23 protein-coding genes are annotated in these 24873 nt (G+C 70.9%); 11 read left to right on the forward strand and 12 right to left on the reverse strand.

The window, feature by feature from the left end:
• Window positions 1–7 precede the first annotated feature (7 nt).
• The gene (locus K3888_RS05385; protein ID WP_230929221.1) at window positions 8–892 is read left to right on the forward strand and encodes an enoyl-CoA hydratase-related protein; all 885 of its coding nucleotides are present in this window, start codon (window positions 8–10) and stop codon (window positions 890–892) included.
• Between the two features lie 520 nt (window positions 893–1412).
• Here the strand turns inward: K3888_RS05385 and K3888_RS05390 are convergent.
• Genes K3888_RS05390 through K3888_RS05400 form a run of 3 tightly spaced genes read right to left on the reverse strand, consistent with a single transcriptional unit; the run spans window position 1413 to window position 4372 of the window.
• Window positions 1413–3797 (reverse strand): heavy metal translocating P-type ATPase, encoded by a 2385-nt coding sequence (locus K3888_RS05390; protein ID WP_308281892.1) that lies wholly within the window; start codon window positions 3795–3797, stop codon window positions 1413–1415.
• 7 nt (window positions 3798–3804) lie between these two features.
• Entirely contained in the window at window positions 3805–4032 is a 228-nt protein-coding gene (locus tag K3888_RS05395) for a heavy-metal-associated domain-containing protein (protein WP_230929222.1), read from the reverse strand.
• Window positions 4033–4084: 52 nt separating this feature from the next.
• Window positions 4085–4372 carry a metal-sensitive transcriptional regulator gene (locus tag K3888_RS05400; RefSeq protein WP_230929223.1) on the reverse strand — a complete coding sequence of 96 codons (288 nt, stop codon included), beginning with the start codon at window positions 4370–4372 and terminating at the stop codon, window positions 4085–4087.
• A gap of 156 nt (window positions 4373–4528) precedes the next feature.
• Between K3888_RS05400 and K3888_RS05405 the strand changes: the two genes are divergently transcribed.
• Window positions 4529–4960, forward strand: coding sequence for a ChaB family protein (locus tag K3888_RS05405; protein ID WP_230929224.1), 432 nt, complete (start codon window positions 4529–4531; stop codon window positions 4958–4960).
• 25 nt (window positions 4961–4985) lie between these two features.
• Here K3888_RS05405 and K3888_RS05410 read toward each other — a convergent pair whose 3' ends face one another.
• The 3 genes from K3888_RS05410 to K3888_RS05420 form a co-directional block, all read right to left on the reverse strand.
• Entirely contained in the window at window positions 4986–6308 is a 1323-nt protein-coding gene (locus K3888_RS05410; protein WP_230929225.1) for a DUF2254 domain-containing protein, read from the reverse strand.
• Between the two features lie 62 nt (window positions 6309–6370).
• On the reverse strand, window positions 6371–7192 hold the full coding sequence (locus K3888_RS05415) for an ABC transporter ATP-binding protein (protein ID WP_230929408.1): 822 nt from the start codon (window positions 7190–7192) through the stop codon (window positions 6371–6373).
• A gap of 47 nt (window positions 7193–7239) precedes the next feature.
• The gene (locus K3888_RS05420; protein ID WP_230929226.1) at window positions 7240–7917 is read right to left on the reverse strand and encodes a FadR/GntR family transcriptional regulator; all 678 of its coding nucleotides are present in this window, start codon (window positions 7915–7917) and stop codon (window positions 7240–7242) included.
• 165 nt (window positions 7918–8082) lie between these two features.
• Here K3888_RS05420 and K3888_RS05425 point away from each other — a divergent pair, with 165 nt between their 5' ends.
• Window positions 8083–9894 carry a 2-isopropylmalate synthase gene (locus tag K3888_RS05425; protein WP_230929227.1) on the forward strand — a complete coding sequence of 604 codons (1812 nt, stop codon included), beginning with the start codon at window positions 8083–8085 and terminating at the stop codon, window positions 9892–9894.
• Here the strand turns inward: K3888_RS05425 and K3888_RS05430 are convergent.
• The 3 genes from K3888_RS05430 to acuR are packed head-to-tail and all read right to left on the reverse strand — an operon-like array spanning window position 9873 to window position 12119.
• Window positions 9873–10448: a peroxidase-related enzyme gene (locus tag K3888_RS05430; protein WP_230929228.1), complete on the reverse strand. Its 576-nt coding sequence runs from the start codon at window positions 10446–10448 to the stop codon at window positions 9873–9875. The two genes, K3888_RS05425 and K3888_RS05430, sit on opposite strands and share 22 nt — an antisense overlap.
• 16 nt (window positions 10449–10464) lie before the next feature.
• Window positions 10465–11460, reverse strand: a complete 996-nt coding sequence (acuI, locus tag K3888_RS05435; protein WP_230929229.1) for an acrylyl-CoA reductase (NADPH) — start codon at window positions 11458–11460, stop codon at window positions 10465–10467.
• Entirely contained in the window at window positions 11457–12119 is a 663-nt protein-coding gene (gene acuR / locus K3888_RS05440; RefSeq protein ID WP_230929230.1) for an acrylate utilization transcriptional regulator AcuR, read from the reverse strand. The genes acuI and acuR overlap by 4 nt, the downstream gene beginning before the upstream one ends.
• 160 nt (window positions 12120–12279) lie before the next feature.
• Between acuR and K3888_RS05445 the strand changes: the two genes are divergently transcribed.
• The 4 genes from K3888_RS05445 (at window position 12280) to K3888_RS05460 (ending at window position 16443) form a co-directional block, all read left to right on the forward strand.
• Entirely contained in the window at window positions 12280–13605 is a 1326-nt protein-coding gene (locus K3888_RS05445; protein WP_230929231.1) for a lipase family protein, read from the forward strand.
• Between the two features lie 182 nt (window positions 13606–13787).
• Complete coding sequence (locus K3888_RS05450; RefSeq protein ID WP_230929232.1) at window positions 13788–14285, forward strand: MarR family winged helix-turn-helix transcriptional regulator; 498 nt, start codon at window positions 13788–13790, stop codon at window positions 14283–14285.
• Window positions 14282–15709, forward strand: a complete 1428-nt coding sequence (locus K3888_RS05455) for an MFS transporter (protein ID WP_230929233.1) — start codon at window positions 14282–14284, stop codon at window positions 15707–15709. The genes K3888_RS05450 and K3888_RS05455 overlap by 4 nt, the downstream gene beginning before the upstream one ends.
• Window positions 15710–15747: 38 nt before the next feature.
• On the forward strand, window positions 15748–16443 hold the full coding sequence (locus tag K3888_RS05460) for a lysoplasmalogenase family protein (RefSeq protein WP_230929234.1): 696 nt from the start codon (window positions 15748–15750) through the stop codon (window positions 16441–16443).
• Here K3888_RS05460 and K3888_RS05465 read toward each other — a convergent pair.
• On the reverse strand, window positions 16433–17818 hold the full coding sequence (locus K3888_RS05465; RefSeq protein WP_230929235.1) for an alpha/beta hydrolase domain-containing protein: 1386 nt from the start codon (window positions 17816–17818) through the stop codon (window positions 16433–16435). The genes K3888_RS05460 and K3888_RS05465 overlap by 11 nt on opposite strands.
• A gap of 99 nt (window positions 17819–17917) precedes the next feature.
• Between K3888_RS05465 and K3888_RS05470 the strand changes: the two genes are divergently transcribed.
• Both K3888_RS05470 and K3888_RS05475 read left to right on the forward strand, forming a co-directional pair.
• Complete coding sequence (locus tag K3888_RS05470; protein ID WP_230929236.1) at window positions 17918–19492, forward strand: acyl-CoA synthetase; 1575 nt, start codon at window positions 17918–17920, stop codon at window positions 19490–19492.
• A gap of 66 nt (window positions 19493–19558) precedes the next feature.
• Window positions 19559–20140, forward strand: coding sequence for a hypothetical protein (locus K3888_RS05475; RefSeq protein ID WP_230929237.1), 582 nt, complete (start codon window positions 19559–19561; stop codon window positions 20138–20140).
• A gap of 178 nt (window positions 20141–20318) precedes the next feature.
• On the opposite strand, the gene K3888_RS05480 is transcribed toward K3888_RS05475, so the two are convergent.
• The gene (locus K3888_RS05480; protein WP_230929238.1) at window positions 20319–20819 is read right to left on the reverse strand and encodes an LppP/LprE family lipoprotein; all 501 of its coding nucleotides are present in this window, start codon (window positions 20817–20819) and stop codon (window positions 20319–20321) included.
• Between the two features lie 199 nt (window positions 20820–21018).
• Between K3888_RS05480 and K3888_RS05485 the strand changes: the two genes are divergently transcribed.
• Together K3888_RS05485 and K3888_RS05490 are read left to right on the forward strand one after the other, a co-directional pair.
• A complete protein-coding gene (locus tag K3888_RS05485; RefSeq protein ID WP_230929239.1) occupies window positions 21019–21855 on the forward strand; it encodes an acyl-CoA thioesterase in 837 nt (278 codons plus the stop codon).
• A 26-nt stretch (window positions 21856–21881) separates the two neighbouring features.
• Window positions 21882–23543, forward strand: a complete 1662-nt coding sequence (locus tag K3888_RS05490; RefSeq protein WP_230929240.1) for an acyl-CoA dehydrogenase family protein — start codon at window positions 21882–21884, stop codon at window positions 23541–23543.
• A 181-nt stretch (window positions 23544–23724) separates the two neighbouring features.
• Here the strand turns inward: K3888_RS05490 and tal are convergent, their stop codons facing one another.
• The gene (tal, locus tag K3888_RS05495; RefSeq protein WP_230929241.1) at window positions 23725–24852 is read right to left on the reverse strand and encodes a transaldolase; all 1128 of its coding nucleotides are present in this window, start codon (window positions 24850–24852) and stop codon (window positions 23725–23727) included.
• Between the last annotated feature and the right edge of the window lie 21 nt (window positions 24853–24873).

Genomic DNA, 24873 nt, shown 5'->3' on the forward strand with positions numbered 1-24873 from the left:
TGGACACATGACCGACACCTCCGACCGTCTAGTGCCGCCCCCGCTTCCCGACCCGGCCACCCCTCCGAGCCTCCCGGACATCGCGATCGAGCGCGACAGCGAGATAGCGATCATCCGCCTCGAGAAGCCCGACAAGCTCAACGCGGTGACCGACCGGAACCTGCGCGACCTGATCAGGGCCTTCGACGCCGTCGACGCCGATGACTCGATCCTCGCCGTGGTCCTCACCGGCACCGGTCGGGCGTTCTGCGCGGGCGCGGACCTGTCCGGTGGGGTCTCCACCTTCGTCGCCGAGGCCGGGGCCGCCGGAGAGGTCCCGGCCGACACCGGCGGGCTCGTCTCGCTGCGCATCTACCGCATGTCGAAGCCAGTCATCGCCGCGATCAACGGTCCGGCCGCCGGGGTCGGGGTAACCATGACGCTGCCGGCAGACGTCCGGATCGCCGCCGAGAACGCCCGCTTCGGATTCGTCTTCACCCGCCGCGGGCTGGTGCCGGAGGCGTGCTCGACGTGGTTCCTCCCGCGGATCGTGGGAATCTCTACCGCTGTCGAATGGACGATGGGCGCCCGCATGGTCCCGGCGGACGAAGCACTCGAACGTGGCCTGGTCCGCGAACTCGTCCCCGCCGGGAACGCGCTGGCCAGGGCCATCGAGGTGGCCCGCGACATGGTCGCCGGAACGGCGCCGGTCTCCGTGGCACTGACCCGCGCGCTGATGTGGCGCATGCTCGGCGCCGCCGGCCCCGAGGAGGCGCACGCCGCGGAGTCTGTCGGCATCTTCACCCGCGGCGCCTCGGCCGACGTCCGCGAGGGCGTCGAGGCCTTCCTGGTCAAGCGCGAGCCGGCATTCCCGGACCACATCGCCGACGGTCTGCCGGATCTCTTCGGATAGCCACCACACAGCCGAACCAGACGTCACTCCGCCGGGCCGGGTATCCGCTCAACCCACCCTGGCGGCCGCCAACCCCACGGAGTGCTGCGAGATCTAGTCGGCGAGGGTGGTCACGTGCGTCTGCCAGAGCACCGTCACCCCGCCGCGGCTTCACGCCCTCAGCCCGCGGTTGCAAGACATAGCCCCGGGGCTGCAAGACGTCTCGTGCGAGATCCGGCAAGAAATTCGCACAGTTTGTCGTGCGACCGGAGGGGAGTGTCTTGCAACCGGGGCCATCTTCTCCGCGGGCAGTTCTTCAGCGATGACAGTCCCGAGCCCCGGACCAATCCTGCGCGCGGCCACAGGTGTCGTCCGTCGTCCAGGGCCCCGACGACAATGCCGCCATCACCCGCGACCGGTTCAGTAGCCGGGTGGAGCCGAATCGTCGCGCCACAGCTCGCCGCGTAGACGCTGAGTGCGGTCACTCGCATCCGTACCCGGTGGGGCAGCTCCTCAGCTGCCCGACCGGGTACGCAGTTGCTCAGACTGCGGCGCGGAACCTCCGCAGCCGCAGGCTGTTCGCCACCACGAACACCGAGGAGAACGCCATCGCGGCGCCCGCGATCATCGGGTTGAGCAGCCCGGCCGCGGCCAGCGGGAGCGCTGCCACGTTGTAGGCGAACGCCCAGAACAGGTTGCCGCGGATCGTGCCCAGGGTCCGGCGGGACAGCCGGATGGCATCGGCCGCCGAACGAAGGTCGCCGCGGACCAGCGTGAGGTCGGAGGCCTCGATCGCGGCGTCGGTGCCGGTACCGATCGCCAGCCCTAGGTCGGCGGTGGCCAGGGCGGCCGCGTCGTTGACGCCGTCGCCGACCATCGCCACCACCCGGCCCTCGGCCTGCAGCCGGCGTACCTGCTCCACCTTGTCGGCGGGCATGACCTCGGCGATCACTGTCTCCGGCCCGGGGTCGATCCCCACCTGCTCGGCCACCGCGGCGGCCACCTTGGCGTTGTCGCCGGTCAGCAGGATCGGGGTGAGCCCCAGCTCGCGGAACCGACCGATCGCCTCGGCGGAGGTCTCCTTGATCTGGTCGGCCACCACCAGCACGCCGCGGGCCCGGCCGCCCCAGCCCACTGCAACAGCGGTCTGGCCGCGCTCGGAGGCGGCGTCCATGGCCCGCTGCAGGTTCTCTGACAGCGGCATGGCACGGTCCGCCAGCAACGCTGGCCGGCCGACGATGATCTCCTCGGCGGCGTTGTCGTCGTCGCCCCCATCACCGGGACCGGCGCCTGCGGCGACGCGACCGGAGACGCCCAGGCCCTCGTGGTTCCGGAAGCCCTCCACGGCCGGCAGGTCACCGGCCTTCTCGCGCGCACCCGCGGCGATCGCGCGGGCGATGGGGTGCTCGGAGGCGTCCTCCACCGCGCCGGCCAGACGCAATACCTGCGCCTCGTCCTCGCCGTCCGCGACAGTTGTAGAGACCAGGGCGTGCTTGCCGGTGGTGACGGTGCCGGTCTTGTCCAGCACGATCGTGTCGACCTTGCGCGTGGACTCCAGCACCTCCGGGCCCTTGATGAGGATGCCCAGCTGGGCGCCACGGCCGGTGCCGACCATCAGCGCCATCGGCGTGGCCAGACCCAGCGCACACGGGCAGGCGATGATGAGCACGGCGACCGCGGCGGTGAACGCCATGGCCGCGCCGACGCCGGTGATCATCCAGAACACGAACGTCGCCACGGCCAGCACCAGCACGACGGGCACGAAGATGCCCGAGATGCGGTCGGCCAGACGCTGCGCGGCGGCCTTGCCGGACTGGGCGTCCTCCACCATCTGCGCCATCTGCGCGAGCTGCGTGTCCGAGCCGACGCGGGTGGCGCGCACGACCAGGCGGCCGCTCGCGTTGACGGTGCCGCCGACCACGGCGTCACCCTCGGACACCTCGGCGGGCACGGACTCGCCGGTCACCATGGAGGTGTCGACAGCGGACGCGCCGTCGACGATCTCACCGTCGGTGGCGATCTTCTCACCGGGGCGGACGACGAACCCCTCGCCCACCTGCAGCGCCTCGACCGGGATACGGGTCTCGACGCCGTCCCGCAGGACCGACACCTCCTTGGCCCCCAGCTCGAGAAGCGAGCGCAGGGCGGCGCCGACGGTGCGCTTGGACCGGGCCTCGAAGTAGCGGCCGAGCAGGATGAACGTGGTGACGCCGGCCGCGGCCTCGAGGTAGATGTCGCCCGCGCCGTCACTGGGCGAGAGCGAGAACTCGAAGCCGTGCGTCATGCCCGGCATGCCGGCGTGGCCGAAGAACAGCGCGTACAGCGACCAGGCCAGCGCGGCGAGCGTGCCCATCGACACCAGCGTGTCCATGGTGAACGTGCCGTGCCGGAGGTTGATCCAGGCCGCGCGGTGGAACGGGTACGCGCCCCACACCACGACGGGCGCGGCGAGCGTGAGCGAGAGCCACTGCCAGTAGGTGAACTGCAGTGCCGGGATCATGGCCATCGCGATCACCGGGATCGACAGGACGGCCGAGATGATCACGCGCTGCTTGAGGCTCTCGACGCGGTCGACGCCGGCGGCGTCGTCGGTGGAGTTGCCCGCGTTGCCCATCGCCACTCCGGAGCCCGTGGCGCCGGGCGTCCCGTCGGCTGTCGGAGCGGCGGCGCGCGGCTTCGGCAGCCGCGCCGAGTAGCCGGCCTGCTCGACGGTGTCCAGCAACAGCTGCGGCTCGATCCCGGCGGCGATCTGCACGCGCGCCTTCTCGGTGGCGTAGTTGACCGCCGCCGAGACGTTGTCGAGCTTGTTGAGCTTGCGCTCGATGCGGTTGGCGCACGACGCGCAGGTCATGCCCTCGATCTCGAGCTCGAGTTGCGTGGTGGCGGCGTCCTCACGCGCGGTGGCGGTGTCCTCACTCGTGGTCACGGTGCACTCACTCCTCTGCTGTGACGGTGTATCCGGCCTCGTCGACCGCGGCGCGGACCGCCGCGGGATCGACCGGGTCGGGGGAGACGACGACGAGACGGCCGGACTCCAGCTCGACCTCAACGCTGGACACCCCGGGGATCTCCAGGACCTCCTCCTCAACGGACTTGACGCAGTGGCCGCAGGTCATGCCCGAGACGGTGTAGGTGGCGGTGTGGTTGTCGGCGGCAGACATGGTTTCTCCTCTGGTTTCGGGTGCCCCGCGACACGAGGCCCGGCGTGGTTTGTCAGGACTTGACCAGGCGCGCGATGGCCTCGTTGGCTTCCTTGAGCTTGGCTTCGGCCTCGGGGCCGCCGTGCTCGATGGCGCCGGCGACGCAGTGCCCGAGGTGCTCCTCCAGCAGGCTGAGCGAGACGGACTGCAGCGCCCGCGTCATGGCGGAGACCTGCGTGAGGATGTCGATGCAGTACTTGTCCTCCTCGACCATCCGCTGCAGGCCGCGGGCCTGCCCCTCGATGCGACGCAGCCGCTTGAGGTGGGCTTCCTTGTTGTGGGTGTATCCGTGCTCAACCATGGGTCATACGGTACCCCCCTAGGGTATCTAAGGCAAGGGGGTTCGCCCGCGCCCCAAACGGGCGGCACCTCAACGGGGGTCGGACCGGTTCCCGTTCCCCTCACCCCGGCTTAGGGTCGGCCTTGTACCGGGTCGCAGACGACGGAAGGAGCCACCATGCCGAAGACAGGCAAGGACGGACACGCCAAGGAGGGCGAACTGCCCTCGACGCTGCAGCGCAGCGACCAGAAGGCCAAGGACACCTTCGCGAAGGCCTACGACTCCGCGGAGGAGGAGTACAGCGACGAGTCGCGGGTGGCCCGCACCGCGTGGGGCGCCGTCAAACACACGCACGAGAAGGTCGGCGACCACTGGGAGCCCAAGGATTCCGCCGGTCCGTCCGACTCGCAGTCCGCCAGCGGCGGCCCGAATCCGTCCGGCGAGTCGAAGGGCGGCGTGGACGCCAACGCGACCAAGGAGCACCTGTACGAGCAGGCCCAGAAACTCGACATCGAGGGCCGGTCCGACATGACCAAGGACGAACTCGTCGAGGCGCTGCGCAAGGCGAACGATCGGAAGACCAAGAAGGCACGCGAGAAGAGCGACTGACGGCCCCTCTTCCGGGCGGGGCAGTCTAGAGCGAGTGGTCGGCGGGGTCGGTATCGTCCGACGCCAGGGATTCGATGCGCTGCAGGTCCTCCGGGAGCAGGTCGGTCTGATCTCCTGCCGCCTCCAGGAGCAGCCGCATCTGCTGCTCGAGGGCGCCGGCTCGCTCCGGGTGGCCTTCCTCGTTGACATGGGTGATGAGCATGCGCAGCACGCGCAGCAGCGCGGCCACCACCTCCGTCTGGTTCAGGCTCGCCTGACGCAGCTGGTCGAAGGCGTGCTCGACGTACTCGTCGTGGTCGAGATTCCACGGCTGGACCAGCACCCGGCCCGCGTCATCGCGCAGCGCCGGCGGGGCCAGTGGGCTGGTGAGGACCGTGCGCAGCACGGTGCCCAGACGCAGCAGGACCTCCACCGCGGTGGTGGGGTCGTTGATCGCCGAGCTCAGGGCCCGCAGGCCGATGTCGACGAGCTGGCGGATCGCGAAGTCCGCATCTTGGAGCATGGTCCGCATCTCGGATATCGCGACGGCACCTGCGATCTTCTGCGTGCGCGACGGAGGCGGCCACGCCGTAAACAACGGCTCCCCCTGGTGGATGTACGCCCCGACCCTGGTCTCCAGCCGCAGCACCGTACCCGGGGAGACCGCGCCGAGCAGCCGGCCCATGTGCACCTGGCTGACCCACCCACTGCGGCCGGCCGGGATCACGATGGCGTCCGCCGGGGCGGGGAAGTCCTCGGGGTCGACCGTGCTGAGGCCGGCGGGCAGTCGCCCGAGACGCGCTGCCACCACCTGCCCCTCGTCCGCGATGCTCCGCGCGAGGTTGCCGACCTGCAGGCCGCGCGCAAGGTGATCCAGGTGGACGATGATCCCCACCACGGTGACCAGTGTCAGACCTATGGCGATGGTCAGCGAGATCCGTGGCGCCGGGGCCGTGGCCTCCCCGCTGAAGCTCGGCAGGATCAGCACGCAGTAGAAGAACGTGCCCACCAGTAGTCCGATCACGCCCTGACTCAGCCGGTCGCGGATGAACGAGCGCATCACACGGGGCGAGAACTGGTTGCTGGCCAGCTGCAGACTCACCACGGTGAGCGAGAAGACCACTCCCACGGTGGTGATCATGGCCCCGGCCACGGTCGAGACCAGCCAGGTGGCGGCGTTGCTGCTCATCGCCAACGTCCACGGGATCTCGGCGTTGTGCCCCAGGCGGTTGTCGATCACGGTCGCGCCGACCGCCAGCAGGACCCCGCCCAGCATCACCAACGCCGGGAGGAGGAACAGGCTCTCCTTGAAGCGGTAGCGCGCCGCCGACAGGCGCAGCCTCCACGCCAGCCCGCCGCTCCCCGTCATCGCGCCCCTCCCACCGGCCATACCCGCAGACATTACGCGTGCGGGCCGGGCCGGGGCGGTACTCAGCTCTGGCGTGACCGGCCGGCGCGGGCCAACCATCGCCCCTGTCGGTGATCGACCTCGATCGGATACTCGAAGGCCTCCGTCACCAGCTCCGAGGTGAGCACGTCCCGGGCGGGACCGGAGGCGTGGATCCGGCCCTGGGCGATCAGCATCGCGTGGGTCGTCGACGTGGGCAGCTCCTCGAGGTGGTGCGTGACGAGCACGGTCGCCAGATCGGGCTGCGTGTCGTGCAGCTGGTCGAGGGTCAAGAGGAACTGCTCCCGGGCCGCCACGTCGAGGCCGGTCGACGGCTCGTCGAGGAGCAGCAGGGCGGGGTTCGGCAGGAGCGCCCTCGCGATGAGCGCCCGGCCGCGCTCGCCCTGCGACATGGTGGGCCACACGGCGTGCCGGAGCCCGTCCAGGCCGAGCATCTCGATGAGGTGGTCGGCCCGGTCGAGCGTGGGCTGATCCGGCTCCCACCGGCCCATCAGATCCGTCGTGCCGGTCGCGCCGGTGAGCACGACCTGCCGCACCGTCAGCGGCGAGCGCAGCGGATGCCGGGGATTGACGTGCCCGATCGACTCCCGCAGCTTGCGGATCTCGACCCGACCCAGCTGGTGGCCGAGGACGTGGACCGAGCCGCGGGTCGGGTGGGCCTCGGCGCCGCACAGGCCCATGAGCGTGCTCTTGCCCGCCCCGTTGGGGCCGATGAGCGCCCACCGCTCGCCGGCCCGGACCGTGAGGTCGATGCCGGAGAGGATCTGCTCGGTCTGGCGGACGAAGTCGACGTCGCGAAGGCGCAACACCTCGGCCGCCGCCCCGTCGGCCCGGCCGGAGCCCAGGCCAGGGCCTGCTGCCCTGCCGCCCAGGCCAGGGCCTCGCTGCCCGCTCACGACAGCGCCTCCCCGAGCTCGCCCAGGTGCGCGCGGGAAAGGCGCGACGCGGCCGCGGCGTCGCGGTCCGCGATGGCGTCGGCCAGCTCGGCGTGGGCCCGCTGGTCGGCGTCGCTGCCGAAGTCCTGACGGAGGCGGAGCATGTCGATCATGGCCGCGCGGACCCTGGGCGTGAAACTGTCGAACATCTCCACGAGGACCGGGTTGTGGGCGGCCACCACGATCGCCCGGTGGAACTGCGTGTCCACGTCCACATGGCGCTCGATGTCGGAGCGGTTCTCGGCCCGCCGGGCGAGCGCGCGCCGGATCGCCCGCAGGTCGGCGGGGGTCCGCCGTGCGGCGGCGAGCGCAGCGGCCTCGGCCTCGATAGCCACACGCGCCTCGATCACCGAGACGATGTCCGCACGCCGGAGCACGGCATCCCAGTCTTCCGGCACCTCGAGCGCGGTGACGAACACGCCCGCCCCCTGCCGGGACGTCAGCACCCCGCGGCCGGCGAGTTGGCGGATTGCCTCGCGGACGGTCGAGCGCCCCACGCCCAGCTGCGGCGCGAGCGTCGTCTCGCCGGGAAGCTTCTCACCCAGCGCCCATTCTCCGGACCGGATCCGCTCCAACAGCAGCTCGGCGGCCTGATCCGCCAGCGATGCCCGTCTCACCCGCGTCACACGTTCCATGCCGACAACTCTACTTGTCTGAGGAGTTGTGATAGTTTTCGCCCATGCGTTTTCTCGAGTGCCTTCTCCTTAGTCGCCACGGCGGGGCGTAGTCGGACCGGCTCCCGTCGTGGAGCCCGAACCTGCGCCGGTCACCCGACCCGAGAAGTGAAGGACCCGCTCAACATGACCGCATCATTTCCCCGCATCATCACGCCCGACGGGCCGGTGCCCGGCCACGCCCCCGCGTGGAACCGGCAGCGGCACTCGCGGATGCCGTCCCACCGATATTCAGACGTCCACTCCCGCGTGGACGTGCCCGTGACCCGGCCGGAGTGGCCGACCCGCCGCCTCACCGCGGCGCCCCTGTGGGTGCCGGTCGACCTGCGCGACGGCAACCAGGCGCTGGCCGAACCGATGGACCCGGCCCGCAAGCGCCGGTTCTTCGAACTCATGGTGGCGATGGGCTACAAGGAGATCGAGGTCGGTTACCCCTCGGCCTCGCAGACCGACTACGACTTCGTCCGCCTCATCGCCCAGAGTGAGATCGCCCCGGACGACGTGACCATCGTCGTGTTCACCCCGGCCCGCCGCGACCTCATCGAACGCACGGTGGCCTCGGTCCGCGGCATCACCAACCCCGTCGTCATCCACATGTACACGGCGACCGCCCCCACCTGGCGCGACACCGTGCTCGGCTACGCGCCGGACGAACTCAAGGACCTCATCGTCGCCGGAGGCCGCGACGTGCTGGAGCTCGCCGGCGACCTGCCGAACGTGCGGTTCGAGTTCTCGCCGGAGGTCTTCAACCTCACCGAGCCGGACTACGTGCTCGACCTCTGCGACACCATGACCGCACTGTGGGACGCCACGACCGATCGCCCGGTGATCCTCAACCTGCCCGCCACGGTCGAGATCGCCACCCCGAACGTGTACGCCGACCAGATCGAGTACATGCACACCAATCTCGCCCGCCGGGACGCGGTGATCCTCTCGGTGCACCCGCACAACGACCGCGGCACCGGTATCGCGTGCGCCGAACTGGCCGTGCTCGCGGGGGCGCAGCGCGTCGAGGGCTGCCTCTTCGGCAACGGCGAGCGCACCGGCAACGTGGACATCGCCACGCTCGCGCTGAACCTGCACGCGCAGGGCATCGACCCGATGATCGACTTCTCCGATATCGACGAGATCCGCCGCACGGTCGAGTACTGCAACCGGCTCGAGGTCCCCGCGCGCCACCCGTACGTCGGCGATCTCGTCCACACGGCCTTCAGCGGTACGCACCAGGACGCCATCAAGAAGGGCTTCGCCGAGCACCGCGCCCGGGCCGCCGCGCAGGGCCGCCCCGAGGGTGAGATCGCGTGGAAGGTCCCGAACCTGCCGATCGACCCCGCCGACATCGGCCGCAGCTACGACGCCGTGATCCGCGTGAACTCCCAGTCCGGCAAGGGCGGGATCGCCTACCTGCTCGAGACCGAATACGGCATCGAACTGCCCCGTAGGCTCCAGATCGCCTTCGCCCGCACCGTGCAGCAGCACACCGACTCGACCGGCCTGGAGTTCACGGCGGCACAGCTGTGGGCGGTCTTCCAGGACGCCTACCTCCGCCGGGCCCCCGGCACCGAGTCGATCGTCCTCACCGAGTTCTCCACGTCCGAGACGGGCGGGCGGGCCGACACCCGGATCGCCCTGAGGATTGACGACGACGACGAGGTCAGCGTCCACACCGAGGTCGGCCCGGTCGAGGCGCTCACCAGAGCCCTCGCGGCGGGCGGCATCGACGTGGAGGTCCTCAGCCTCCACCAGACCAGCGTGGGGGCGGGCAGTCAGAGCGAGGCGCTCACCCTGGTCGAATTCCGTACCGGCGCCGACGTCCACTGGGCGGCCGGGAGGGATCGCTCCGTCCTCACTGCCACCCTGGCCGCGGTCATGGCCGCCGCGAACGACCTCTGGCGGGCCGGCTCACCGGCAGGAGTTCAGCCTCGGCCCATCCCGTAGAACTCGGGGTTGGGGCGCAGGCTGGCGACGTTGGCGATCCTGTTGGACAGGCCGAAGAACGCGGAGATGGAGGCGATGTCCCAGGCGTCGTCCCGGGTGAAACCGTGGCCTTCGAGGATGGCGAAGTCCTCGTCGGACACGGCATAGGCCTCGGCGGAGACCTTCAGCGCGAAGTCGAGCATGGCCTTCTGCCGATCGGTGATGTCCGCCTTGCGGTAGTTCGTGGCGATCTGGTCGGACACGAGGGGGTCCTTGGCCCGGATCCGCAGGATCGCGCCGTGGGCGACAACGCAGTACTGGCACTGGTTGGGGCCCGAGGTCGCGACGACGATCATCTCCCGCTCGGCCTTGGTCAGATTCCCCGGCCTGTCCATCAGGGCGTCGTGGTAGGCGAAGAACGCGCGGAACTCGTCCGGGCGGTGGGCCAACATCAGGAAGACGTTGGGGATGAAGCCGGATTTCTCCTCGACGGCCAGGATGGCCGCCCGGATGTCCACGGGCAGGTCGTCGAGCTCGGGTACCGGGAAGCGGCTGGGGGCCTTGATGTCGCTCATGGTGTTGGTCCTTCGATCAGTTGTCGGTGAGGGGGACGATGACGCGGCCGCGCACGGTCCCGTCGAGCAGTGTGTCGGCGACCGGGATGCAGTCGTCCAGGGCGATCTTCTCCGTCATCGACTCCAGCAGGGCCGGGTCGAGGTCGGTGGCGAGCCGCCGCCAGGCTTCCCGGCGCTCGTCCGCGGGGCACATCACGCTGTCGACGCCGGCCAGGGTGACCCCACGCAGGATGAAGGGCGCGACGGTGGCGGGGAAGTCCATCCCGGCGGCGAGTCCGCACGCCGCGACCACCGATCGGTACTTCATCTGCGCGCAGACGTTGGCGAGCACTCGGCCGCCCGCCACATCGATCGCACCCGCCCACTGCTCCTTGGCGAGCGGCTTTCCGGGCTCGGTGAAGTCCGACCGGGGCAGGATCCGGGTCGCGCCGAGTCCTGTGAGGTAGTCGGCTTCGTCGGGTCGGCCGGTCACGGCGACGACCCGGTAGCCGAGCGCGGCCAGCACGGCGATGGCGACGCTCCCCACGCCGCCGGCGGCGCCGGTGACCAGGATCTCGCCGGAGTCAGGGGTCACCCCGTGGCGCTCGAGCGCCATGACGCACAGCATCGCGGTGTACCCGGCGGTGCCGATGCTCATGGCCTGCTCGAACGTGAAGGCCTCCTCGAGCGGGATCAACCATTCGCCCTTCACCCGGGCGTATTCGGCGAGCCCGCCCCAGTGGCGCTCCCCCACGCCCCAGCCGTTCAGTACGACGCGGTCACCGGGCGCGAAGTCCGGATTCGTGGACTCCTCCACGGTGCCCGCGAAGTCGATCCCGGGCACCATCGGGAAGGACCGGACCACCGAGCCCCTGCCCGTGATCGCGAGTGCGTCCTTGTAGTTGAGGGTCGAGCAGGCTACCCGCACGGTCACATCGCCCTCGGGGAGCTGCGCCGGCGACACATCGGCGACCTCCGCCGAGTGCCCGCTGACGCCTCCACTGATCAGTACTGCTCTGAAGTTCTCGCTCATCGTTGCCTCTCATGGGTGTCGTCGGCGATCATCGCCAGGAACTGTTCTGCAAACGTGTCCAGCGCGGCGGGGTCGCGTTCGAGCTTCGTGCGCAGAACGGCCCCCTCCCACCCGATCCAGAAGAACTCGGCCAGTCGGACGCAATCCGTGTCTGCCGGGATCTCGCCGGCGTCTCGCGCTGCCGTCAGACACCGCGCGGTGCGCGCTTCCCAATCACGGAGAACCGCGGTGAGGCGGTCCCGGAACGAGGGCGGCAGGGCGCCCATCTCCTGGCCGAGATTGCCGACGAGGCAACCACGCCGGAACCCGTGCCGGGCCATGCCCTGCCGTGCGTCCGCGATGAACGCGCGGAGGCGGTCCAGCGGGGCGAGTGTCTGGTCCTCGAACCAGCGATCGAGTTTGGCCGCGAAGTAGTCGGCGTACTCGTCGATCAGGGCGAAACCGAAATCTTCTTTGCTGCCGAAGTAGTAGTAGAACGACCCCTTCGGCACCTCGGCCGCGGTGAGGACCTCCTCGATCCGCACGGCGCTGAAGCCCTTCTCCGTCAGGATCGCCACGCCCCGGCGCAGCAGCCGCGCCCGAGGGGCATCCGGCTGTGACTGGTCCTTGCGCGGACGACCCCGCCGCCGCGGCGCCACGACCGTCTCTCCCGTATCCATGAATTAATTAGTAGACCGGTCGACTATTAAAAGTCAAGGGTCGAACCGCAACACCGTGGCGGGGTGAACGGACTGCAGTCCACAACGTGCGCTTACACTCCCCACAGCTAGTGATCCGAAACACAAGTCCGGGGGGACCGTGCTACTTCGTCGAACCGCGATGCGCGCAGCCGCATTCGCCGCCGCCATCACCACCACCGTCGCCGGAGGGGCCCTCGTCGCCCCTGCCGCGTCAGCGCAGGGATCGTCCAACGACCCGGCGCCCGCGTTCTATCAGCCGCCGGTCGACCTCCCCGCGGACAGCGGCGCCCTGATCAAGACGGAGGCGTTCCCGCTCGCCGGCGCCCTCCCGGACGTTCCCGGCTCGGAGGCCCTCACCGCCGGTGCCGGCCCGCTGTCGACCGACGCGCAGCGCATCATGTACACCTCCGTCGGCTCCCGGGGCCAGCAGATCGCCGTGACCGGCACCTACCTGCAGCCGCGGGCCCCGTGGGCCGGCGCCGGTTCGCGACCGCTCGCCGTGATCGCGCCGGGCACGCAGGGGCAGGCCGACCACTGCGCGCCGTCGAAGACCTTCCAGAACGTGGCCAACGTCCAGACGGATCCGCCCGGCGTCGGGTTCGGCTACGAGATCATCCAGGCCTATGCCCTGCTGGCCCGCGGGTACGCGGTGGCCGTGACCGACTTCGAGGGCCTGGGCACGCCCGGCCTCCACTCGTATGTGCACCGCGAGGCCCAGGCACGCGCCGTGCTCGACCTCGCCCGCGTCGCCCCGTCCGTGCCCGGTGCGGACACCGGCCCGAACCCGCGCACGGTGTTCTCCGGGTACTCGCAGGGTGGCGGGGCGGTGGCGGCCGCGGCCGAGCTGCATCCGCAGTACGCGCCGGAGCTCGACCTGGTCGGGACCGCCGCGGGCTCGCCGCCGGCCGACCTGCTGGCCACGCTCGAGCAGGCCGACGGCTCCGCGATCGCGGGCGTGATCGGCTACGCCCTCAACAGCCTCTCCGACGCCTACCCCGAGCTGAGGGAGCGAATGGACGTCCACCTCAGCGACGGAGGCCAGGCGATGCTGACCTCGACCGCCGACCAGTGCATCGGCGAGACCGCCGTCCAGTTCTTCCAGCACCGCACCGCCAGCTACACCAGGACCGGCCGACCCGCCGTAGAGATCGTCCGCGAGGACCCGGTGGCCATGAAGTACCTGGAGATGCAGCGGGTGGGGCGGTTGAAGCCCACCACCCCCGTGCGCGTGCTCTCGCCGGTCAACGACGACGTGGTGCCGGGGCCACAGTCGCAGCAGCTCGGCCGCGACTGGTGCGCCCTGGGCGCCGACGTCGAGATGGTCATCGATCACACGCCGCCGATCGCCCCCGGCATGGTGATCAACCACGCGACACCGATGCTCGCCGGCCTGCCCGGGACCGTGCAGTATCTGGCCGACCGGATCGACGGGGTCCCCGCGCCCACCAACTGCGGGACGTACTGACGGAGCCACCGCGCCGCCGGCCCACCTCCATCGAGAAGAGCGTTTCGCACACCCCCTCTCGGGAAACGTGTGCGGAACGCTCTTCGCGATGCCCGGGCGGGCGACTGGCGGGCGCGGGCGGGGGCGGGCGGGGGCGCCGACTCCGCAACGTAGTTGCGCAACTTGGTTGTACAGTTGGGCGGGTGACCCTCCCCTCCGACCCGGATTCGCCCGCCGACCCCGCCGCACTGGCCGCGGAACTGCGCGATGCCCTGCGCCCACTGTGGAGACGGTTCAACGCCCACCGCACCCTGTCGCTCGGCAAGGTCGGCATCCTGTCGCACCTCGCCGGCCGCGGCCCGCTGACGGCGACCGACCTGGCGGGCCTCGAGCGGATCAGCCACCAGGCGATCGCCAACGCAGTTCGCGAGCTCGAGGAGCTCGGCCTGATCCGGCGCAGCCCGGATCCGGACGACGGCCGCCGCGTCCTGGTCCAGCTCACCGACTCCGGCCGCGAACGACTTCGCGCCGAACAGACCGCCGGGCAGGACTGGCTGGCCCGCTCGGTCGCCGACCATCTCGACGACGCCGACCGCGCCACCATCGCCGCCGCGATCCCGCTGCTACGCCGGCTGGACGCGGACGCCCCCGGCGCAGCGGACGCCCCCGATGCCGCCGACTCCCCCGGCGCCCGGCGATGACCGCCGTCGACCGCCGCCCCGCGCCCCGCTGGTTCGTCCAGGCCCTGGTGTACGCCGCGCTGACCAGCTCGGTCGTCAGCTCACTCGGCATGCTGCTGGTGCCGTCGGTGGCGACCCAGTTCGACATCCCGGTCAGCCAGGCGCAGTGGATGCTCACCGTGAACCTGCTGGTCGGCGCGGTGTCGACCCCGGTCATGGGTCGCCTCGCCGACGGCCCGCACACCCGGCGACTGCTCCTGATCAGCCTGGCCGTGATCTTCGTCGGCTCCGTCGTCGCCACGGTCGCGACGAACTTCACGGTGTTCCTCCTCGGCCGCGCGCTGCAGGGGCTGCTGTACGGGACGGTGCCGGTCACCATCGCCCTGGCCCGCCGGCACATGAGCTTCGCCGACTCACAACCCGCGATCTCGACCCTGTCGGTGACCGTGTCGATCGGCCTGGGACTGGGCTATCCGCTGACCGGGGTCCTCGCGGCGACGTTCGACCATCGTGCCGCGTTCGCGTTCGCGGCCGCCTTCGTCGTCACCGCCGCGGTCGGGGTGTGGCGCTTCGTGCCCGGCGGCCCCGACCCCCTCGCGCCTCGGACACCGTTCGACCTGCGCGGCGCGATCCTGCTGGGCGTCGGGCTGGCCGCGCTGGTGCTGTGGATCTCCGAGGCGCAGGACTGGGGTTGGGCCGCGCCGGCCACGCTGGCGGTGCTCACCGTGGCGCTCGTCGCCCTGGTCGCGTGGGGCCTGCACAGCGTCCGGACCCCGCATCCGCTGGTCAACCTGCGGGTCGTGCGCACCCCGGAGGTGCTGCTGGCCAATGCCACCGCGATCGGCCTCGGGGTGGCCATGTACATCGGGTTGTCCATCGCCAGCCTCGTCGCGCAGGCGCCCACCTCCACCGGCTTCGGCCTGTCGGTGCCCCTGATGTGGGCGGGCTTCATGATGGCCCCGCTGTCGATCGGCAGCCTGACCGCCAACCGCTCGGTGCGCGTGCTCTCCCGCCGCGTGGACATGGCGGTGTTCCTGCCGGTCGGTGCCGCGGTGATGACGGCCGCGTCGGTGCTGTTGTGGCTCAACCACGACCACATCTGGTCCCTCGCCCTGGGAATGTTCCTGTTCGGCGTGGGGATCGGCTCGGGCTATGCGGCCATGCCGGCGCTGATCGCCCGCAGCGTGGCGGTGCATCAGCTCGGCAGCGCGGTGAGCTTCAACCAGGTGCTGCGCACGGTCGGCGGTGCGTTCGGCGCCGCCCTCTCCGCCGCGGTGCTCGCCGCCCACCCGTCGGATTCGACCTACTCGACCGACGAGGGCATCACCGTCGCGTTCGGCGTGGGGGTGGTGTGTTGCGTGGTGGTGACGGCAGCGCTGCTGGTCCACGCGGCTGTCGGACGACGACGAGGACGACGACGAGGACGACGACGAGCCCGCCTGTAGCCCCACGCCCCGCATCTGCGGGCGATACCGTTCACCGCATGCGTCTGCTGAGCTGGATCCCCGTCGTAGTCGTGACCCTGGCCCACCTGATCGCGCTGGTGGCCGATGCGACGACCGCGGCCGCGTGGACACAGGTCCTGCTCATGCCGGCGCTGGCGGTGGCGCTGTTGACGTTGCCTCGCGACGACCGCGGGCCCGCCTGGCCGTGGGCCCTGGGCGCGTTGGCCGGCAGCTGGGTGGGCGACTCGCTGCCGCGGGTCATGCCGGAGGACGCGACGTTCCTGGCGATGGTCGGCGGCTTCGCGGTGGCGCAGGTGCTGTGGATCGTGGCCTTCACCCGCGTCGAGCGGGGCCGCCCGCCGATGGCGTGGACGCTGCTGCTCGTGGTTGTCGCGGCCGCGCTGCTCGCGGTCACGGTGCCGTCCGCGGGGATGCTCGCCCCGGCCGTCGTGGTCTACGGACTGCTGCTGCTCGCGGTGGCGTACCTGGCGGCGAGCCACGGCTGGGTGGGCGGCCTCGGCGGCGCGCTGTTCGTGCTCTCCGACGGGCTGATCGCCCTGGGCGCCTTCCGGCCGGAACTGGTCGACTGGCCGCAGCGCGATCTGGTGGTGATGGCCACCTACGTGGCGGCGCAGGCCCTGTTCGTGGCGGTCATCCTGCTCACCCGCTCGCCCGACCGCACCGCCGGCCGCTCACCACTGCGCCGAGACCGACCCGAACCCGTCACCAGCTGACGCGCTCCGGCCGGGCGTCGGCGAGGATCTCCTCGCGGTCGTCGGCCAGCAGAAACCCCTCCGCGATCAGCCGGTCGGTGGCCTCGGCGTAGGCGGCCAGGTACTGCGCCCGGCTCTCCCACCGATCGCGCAACTCCTGCTCGTCCACCTCCAGCGTCCGGCCCAACAGCATGCACATCGGCTGCGCATCCCGATCCGGCTCGCCGGTCAGATGCTCGACCGGAGCGTCGACCACCGGGGTGCGCACGCCGCCCCGACTGTTGCCGAGCGTCCCGGTGACGGGATGGCGAGTGGTGGCGTTGTCGTCGTCGTCGATCTCTACCGGCGGCGCGGCGGGTGGGCGCGCTCCCCCGCCAGCCCACGACACGAGGTGGCGCAGCCCGGCCCGCAGGACGAACACCTGTTGGCCGGAGTTGATCGGGCCGTGGCAGTCGACGAACTGCGCGAACTCGCCCAACTGGTACAGGTCCGCGTGCGCCTGACCGGCGATCTCCCACGTGGTGACCCACTCCGAATCGGGCTGGCGCGCCGGCAGCGAGCCGATCATCCCGATGAGATCGCCCTCCGCCTGCACGAGCAGCACCGGCACGCCGACGTCCTCGCGCAGTCGCGCCGGACCCGCACTGAGCGCCGCCCGGATGTCGGCACCGCGGCCGCGGTCGTCGAACGGCAGGAAGCCGGCTCCACGGCTGTGGAGGAGGAAGGCGTCGAACACCCCGGCGCGGGCGTGCACGCCGTTGACGTACGAGGTCAGCGCGAACGCCGACTGCGACTCGCCCACCGCGATCACCCGATGCGGCCGCAGGTCGCCGAGAGGACCCGCGGGCGCGGCTCCGGCCTGCGGATCGCGCGCGTACCGGCCGACCTGCGTGATGATGTCGTAGGCGTAGGCGTCGCCGGGGTGGTGCAGGTCGCCGTACCGCTCGGGTCGGGTCGCGCGCAGCCCCTGTGTCTGGCCGCCCATCCCCACGGCGGCGTCGCCACCCTCGACCGCGATGAACTGCGCGGACACACCCACCCACGCGTGCCCGGCGCGCAGGATCTCGTCGGCGAGGTAGGTGAAATCGGGGGCGGCGTCCTGGCCGCCACTGACGTTGAGCCACTCCACCAGCACCACGCCGCTGAACGCCGCCGGGTCGGCCGGGCGGCGCACGAGAGCGCGGGTGGCATACGGCGCGGTGTCGGCATCGGTGAGCTCGAACCGGCCGTCAGCCGGAGTGACCGTCGCGTCATAGGAGGCGGCCTCGCCGGACACGGCCCACTCCGACTCGACGAAGCCGGCGGCGGCCAGGTCGGCGGGCGCCCGGCCGGTCATGGGCGGGAACGGCCTGCCCTCGGTGAGTTCGGTGAACGTCGCGCGCGCGGAGTCAGCCATACCTGCGATTGTGCCTGTTGGTGAGTCGTCCAGTCCGCGTTTGCCCGGGCCCGCTGCGTTCGGCCCGTGCGCTTCGCTGTATGTGGTTACCGTCACACCATGACTGATCGCGGATACGGTTCCTGGCTCACCCAGCACGCGCTGCGCAACGGACAGCGGACGGCACTCGTCGACGACGTCGGCGGCGCCGTGACCACCTACTCCCAGCTCGAGACGCGGACCAACCAGCTCGCCGCAGCCCTCGATGCGAACGGGGTCCAGCGCGGCGACCGCGTGGCGATGCTCCTGCTCAACAGCCCGCAGATGATGGAGATCTATTTCGCGGTGGCCAAGCTGGGCGCGATCGCGGTGCCCGTCAACTTCCGCCTCCACGCCTCGGAGGTGGCCTACGTGCTGGAGGACTCCGGGTCGTCGTTCCTGTTCCACAGCACCGCATTCGCCGAGCTTGCTGCCGGCGCTACCGCCGACAACCGGCGGATCCAACGCTCCGTGACGGTGCCGACCCTCGCAGAGCGCGCCACCACCTCGGGGGGCGGCAGCGCCGGCGACTACGAGGAGTTCCTCGCCGGTGGGTCGCCGGAGCGGGTGGAGCGCGAGATCTCCCACGACGACATCTGCGTGCTCATGTACACCTCGGGCACCACGGGCCGCCCGAAGGGCGCCATGCTCACGCACGGGAACTTCTTCTACAACGCGGTCAACGGGATGGGGTTCGACTCGGGCCTCGGTCGCACCGACATCACCATCTCCGCCGCGCCGCTGTTCCACATCGGCGCCCTCGGCGTGCACACTCTGCCATTCCTGTTCATCGGCGCCCAGGTGGTGATCACGGAAGCCTTCGCGCCCGATGCCTGGCTCGAGGCGGTCTCCCGGCACAGGGTGACCAAGGCGTTCCTCGTCCCCGCGATGTGGGCGGCCGTCGCCCAGTCCGGGGCGCTCCAGACCGCGGACCTGTCCACGCTGCGCTCCGGCATCAGCGGCGGGGCGCCGTGCCCGATCACGGTGATCACCGCCCTGCGGGAGGCCGGCATGGAGTTCACCGAAGGGTTCGGGATGACCGAGACCGCCCCCATCGCGGCCTGCCTCCAGCCGGAGGACGTCGTCGCGCACGCCGGCTCCATCGGCCGGCCCGCGCAGTTCAACGACTTCCGCATCGTCGACGAGGAGGGCGTGCAGGTACCGACCGGTGAGGTCGGCGAACTGTGCGTCCGCGGACCCAACGTGTTCATCGGCTACTGGAACAAGCCCGACGAGACCGCCAAGGCGCTGCGGAACGGCTGGTTCCACACCGGGGACCTGGCCCACGTCGACGAGGAGGGCTTCTACACCCTGGTGGACCGCAAGAAGGACATGGTCATCACCGGCGGTGAGAACGTCTACCCCATCGAGGTCGAACAGGTGATGTACCAGCATCCGGAGGTTCGCGAGGTGGCGGTCATCGGCGTGCCCGACGCGAAGTGGGGCGAACGGGTGATGGCGGTGGTCGTCCGCACCGAGGGGGCGAGCGTCGACGCCGACGGGCTGCGGCAGTGGACCCGAGGCCGCATCGCCCATTTCAAGGCGCCGTCCGAGGTCTTGCTGGTCGACGAACTCCCCAGGACCGCCACAGGCAAGCTCCTCAAGCGCAACCTGCGGCAGGAGCTGGGCGGGCCGGACGCGGCGGTCAGCCGCTGACCGCACCCTGCTCGCCTCCGGCCGGGTCCGCCGCACCGGCCTTATTCGACCTCCACGAAGCGGGACGTGGCCCCGGCGGCTGCGGTCGTTGTCGTCGTCGGGGTTGTCGTCGTCGTACTCGTCGCGCCCGTCGAACCCGCGGGGGTGGACGAGGTCGGTGGGCTGGCCGGGGGCGTCGGGATCGTCGGCCTGGTCGGACTACCGGGAGGCGGCGGCGGGGTGGGCCGCACGCTCGGGCGCGTGATCGGCGTCGGGGGGTTGAGCGACGGGCAGGTGTTCAGATGTCTGTCCGCCATCCACGCCGGCGCGCCCTTGGCGATGGCCTCGTCGGGGCAGGTCATCAAGTACATCGAGATGTCGGGGACAGTGCGCCAGCGACCGTCGCGGAAGGACACCCAGTACGGATCGCCGGAGTGCTCGCTGGCCATGACGGCCCACCCGCCGCCGCAGTCGATGATGCGTGATCCGCTGCGCGGGTGGCCGAGGTCGGCGTTGATCGTGCGCGCGTCGCACGCGGCGGTGGCGCGGCGGGCGGTCGTCGTGGTGGCGGTGCCGGTCGTGGTGGACCGCGTGCTGCGATCCGGTCGCGTGACCGGGGTTCTCGTGCTGGTCGGTAGCGGGCCCGAGGCGACCTCCTCGCCCAGATAGCTGCCGCTGAGACGCAGGCCGACCACCACGGCGACGCCGATCACCAACAACGCGACCAGCACGACCGCCGCGGCGATCACACCCCGGGGCGGGCCCGGGCGCGATCCCCCGGCCTCCGCGGGGGCCTCGTCTGCCGGCCGCCCCGGCCCGGACCCGTCCACGACGTCAGCTCACCACGTCAGATGGTGATGCCGGGCGGCAGCGGCCCGATAGGGGTGGCGTCGCCGTCGCCCGCGAGGGGGTTCCAGACGTAGACGGTGGTGAGGTAGCCGGCTTCCGCGTTGGCCTCGCCCTGCGCGGGCGGCTGCTGGATGCGCAGCGCGACGTGGAAGTCGCTGTGGCCGCCGAGCAGGACGCGGGGCGTGTCGCCGGGCTGCGTCGCGACCTGCTCGCCGTGGTGGTACAGCAGGACCTTGGTGGGCGAGGAGACGGTGCCGCCCTCGGTCTCGAGGAACAGATAGCCGAGGTTGCCGCACAGGTTGCCGTGCTCGCCGACCGTCCATCCGACGCCGTCGAAGGGACCGGGCGTCTCCTCGGCGACCTGCTCGACGTCGACCTCGCACCCGGCCGGCGGGCCGCCGAGTGAGTCGGTGTTGATGGCGTTCGCGGCGGGCGCGACCGCAGCGATCAGGCCTGCTGCGCACGCCGTGGCGGTGAGTGTTCTGGTGGTCCGGGACATGAGGGCCGTCCTTTCCAAACATTCCACAAAGACTGTCTGCCTTCACAGGTCATATCCCCCGTGGCGACGATGGTGTTACCCGTCACATCGCCGTGTTGTGTCCTGCGTCTCACCCCGACCACCGGCGTGGGTACGGTGGATCCAGCCGGCGGCCCGCCCCTCCCGCGCCCCGTTCCGCCGCCCGCCAGGAAGGTGCACCGTGCCCGAGACCTCCACCGACGAGACCCCCACGCACGTCCTCGACCAGGTCGTCGCCCTGACGCCCGCCGGCGAGCACCGGTTCCGTGGCCGCACCCACGAGGCCTGGGCCAACATGGTGGGCCCGTTCGGCGGCACCACGGCGGCGACGATGCTCAACGCAGTTCTGCAGCACCCCGAGCGGCACGGCGATCCGCTGGCGCTGACGCTGAACTACGCGGGCCCGGTCGCCGACGGCGAGTTCCTCATCGAGGCCCGCCCCGTGCGCACGAACCGCTCCAACCAGCACTGGGTCCTGGAGATGCGCCAGGGCGACGAGGTGGTCACCACCGCCACCGCGCTGACGGGCCTGCGCCGCGAGACGTGGTCGGAGACCGAGACCGGCCCGCCGGAGGTCCCGGCGCCGGAGAAGCTGCCGCGCGCCTCGGAGGATCGCGGGGTGCGCTGGATCGGGAACTACGACATGCGGTTCGTCACCGGTGGGTGGGACGACGTCGCGGGAGAAGAAGGGACGACGACGACGTCGACCACGACCATGTGGATCCGCGACTCGCCGGAACGCGGTCTCGACCACCTCTCCCTGACGGCCCTGGGTGATTCGTTCTTCCCGCGCTCGTTCCTGCGGCTCGGACGCCCGGTGCCCGCGGGGACGGTGACGCTGTCGATCTATTTCATGGCCACGGTGGACGAACTCGAGGCGCAGGGCACGGATTTCGTGCTCGGGAGCGTCCACGCGCACCGCTTCCACGGCAGTTATCACGACGAGTCGGCACGCCTGTGGTCTCGCGACGGCACGCTGCTCGCCATCAGTAACCAGTTGATGTACTTCAAGTCCTGATTTTCACGCCTGTAGAGGGGCAGCACATGTCGACGACGCGCAACAGCACCACCCACGAGGTCCTCAACCAGGCTCCGCCGCGGGTCGGGGTGGACGAGTTCGCCCTCAACCCGGCACTGCAGGAGGCGCTGGCCGCGTTCGCGCCGAGCGCGAAGTCCGAGTGGTTCCACGAGATCGGTCGGCACGTGGGCACCGAGCAGTACCAGCACGATGCGGAGCTGGCCAACACGATCACCCCGGTGCATCACTCGCACGACCGGTGGGGCAACCGCGCGGACGAGATCGAGTTCCATCCGGCCTACCACCGGATCATGGAGTTCTCGGTCTCCCGCGGCCTGCACACGTCGGCGTGGGCGGACCCCGGTGTGGGCGCGAACGTCGAGCGGGCGGCCGGGTTCATGCTGGTCTCGCAGATCGAGGCCGGGCACGGCTGCCCGCTGTCGATGACGCATGCGGTGGTGCCGTCACTGCGGATGAGTCCCGAGCTCGCCGCGGAGTGGGAGCCCGCGCTGCTGTCGACGGTCTATGACCCCGAACTGCGCGATCCCGCCACCAAGTCAGGCGTGCTGTTCGGGATGGCCATGACCGAGAAGCAGGGCGGCTCGGACGTGCGCGCCAACACCACCACTGCCGAGCCCGTCACCGCGGAGTCCTCCGCCGCGGCCGCCGGCTCCGGCATGTACGCCCTGCGCGGCCACAAGTGGTTCTGCTCCGCACCGCAGTCGGACGCGTTCCTCGTGCTGGCGCAGGCCCCGGAGGGGCTGAGCTGCTTTCTCGTGCCGCGCGTCCTGCCGGGCGGCGAGCGCAACCCGTTCCTGGTCCAGCGGCTCAAGGACAAGCTCGGCAACAAGTCCAACGCCTCCTCCGAGGTCGAGTTCGACGGCACACTGGGCTGGATGGTCGGCGAACCCGGCCGCGGGGTGCGCACGATCATCGAGATGGTCGGCCGCACCCGGCTGGACTGCGTACTCGGCGCGGCCGCCGGCATGCGCCAGGGTGTGGCCGAGGCGGCGTGGCACGCCCGTCATCGCGCGGCGTTCGACGCCACCCTGATCGATCAGCCTGCGATGGCCGCGGTGATCGCCGACCTGCAGCTCGAGTCCGAGGCCGCGACCTGGACCGCACTGCGCCTGGCCGCCGCCCACGACGACGAGGACGCCGCCCCCTTCCGCCGCCTCGCCACCGCCGTAGCCAAGTACTGGATCTGCAAGCGCGGGCCGAACCACGCCTACGAGTCGCTCGAGTGCCTCGGCGGTAACGGATACACCGAGGCATTCCCATTGGCCCGCCGATACCGGGAGCAGCCGGTGCTCGCAGTGTGGGAGGGATCGGGCAACGTCATCGCCCTGGACGTGTTGCGGGCGATGGCCCGCGAGCCCGAGTCGGTGACCGCGTTCGACGCCGAACTCGACGCCCAGCTGGGCCGGAACGGGCTGTTCGACCAGCACGTCGAGCATGTCCGCGCCCTCATCGCCCGGGCCGCCTCCGATCCGGTCGCGGCGCCCGCGATCGCCCGCCGCCTGGTCGAGGCGATGGCGCTGGCACTGCAGGCCGCGACCCTGCTCGCCTACGCCCCGGCGCCGGTCGCGGCGGCGTTCTGCCTGGCCCGGCTCGGCCCCGATCGCTCGGCCGAGTACGGTGCCCTGCCCGACGGCGTCGACATCGCCGCCCTCGTCGCCCGCGCCTGAGCAGCGCCTGCCCGCGACCCGGCCTCGCCAGGGCCCGCCCGGCCTACCTCGCTCACCGACTTGGTCGCGGCTGTGGCGGACGTGGTCGTCATCGTTGCGGGGTGCGGCGGGGCCAGCGCAGCGCGCCTGACACGTGAGGCGATGACCGCCATGGGCCCGGGCGCGCCGCTTGGGCAGGGTGTCAGTTTTCAGCGTTCGCCCGGATCTGTTGCGCCGTTGTCTGCAGTAGTCCGGTCCATGCCGACTCGAACTTGGCGACACCCTCCGCCTCCAGCTTGTCGAACACCTCGACCAGATCCACGCCGACCCGCTCGAGGCTCCGGAAGGTCTCCGCAGACTGCTCGGCCCTACCGACGACCGGGTCCTTCTCGACCCGGCCGTGGTCCGCGAAGGCCTCCATGGTGGACGCGGGCATGGTGTTGACCGTGCCTGGGGTGATGAGACCGCTCACATAAAGGGTGTCGTCGTACTCCGGATTCTTGACGCCGGTCGACGCCCACAGTGGACGCTGTGGCCGGGCGCCCCTGCCGGCCAGCTCGGCGAAGCGGGCACCGGCGGAGAACACCTCGCTGTACTCGGCGTACGCGAGCCGAGCGTTGGCGAGGGCGGCCTTACCCTGGAGGTCGCGGGCCTCCCCGGTGCCGAGTTCTTCGAGCCGCGCATCGATCTCGGTGTCCACCCGGGACACGAAGAACGAGGCGACCGAGTGGATGGAACCCAGGTCGTGGCCCGCCTCGGCGGCGGCGGACAGCCCCTCCAGATAGGACTGCATGACCTGCACGTAACGATCGACGGAGAAGATCAGCGTGACGTTGACGCTGATCCCCTCGGCGATCACCCGGCGGATCGCCTCCAGCCCCGCTACGGTGGCCGGAATCTTGATGAGGAGATTCGGGCGATCAACGATCCGCCACAGCTCGATCGCCTGCGCGACAGTGGCATCCGCGTCGTGGGCGAGGCGCGGGTCCACTTCGATCGACACCCGGCCGTCGACCTCGTCCGACACCGCGAACACCGGTTCGAGCACGTCACAGGCAGCGCGGACGTCGTCGGTCGTGGTCGTCCGGATCACGGTATCGACATCAGCGCCCTCCGCGGCGAGTGCTGCGACCTGGGTGTCATACGCGGTTCCCGAGCTGAGCGCCGCCTGGAAGATGGACGGATTGGTGGTCACGCCGACGACCGAGCGAGTGGCCACCAGTTCAGCCAGCTCGCCCGAGGAGATGAGGTCGCGCGACAGATCGTCGAGCCACACGGAGACCCCGGCTTCAGACAGTGCGGACAGGTTCGGGTTCTGGTTCTGGTTCATGGGAACCTTTCTGCGGCGGCG

The organism is Dietzia aurantiaca (assembly GCF_021033825.1).
GTDB lineage: Bacteria > Actinomycetota > Actinomycetes > Mycobacteriales > Mycobacteriaceae > Dietzia > Dietzia aurantiaca.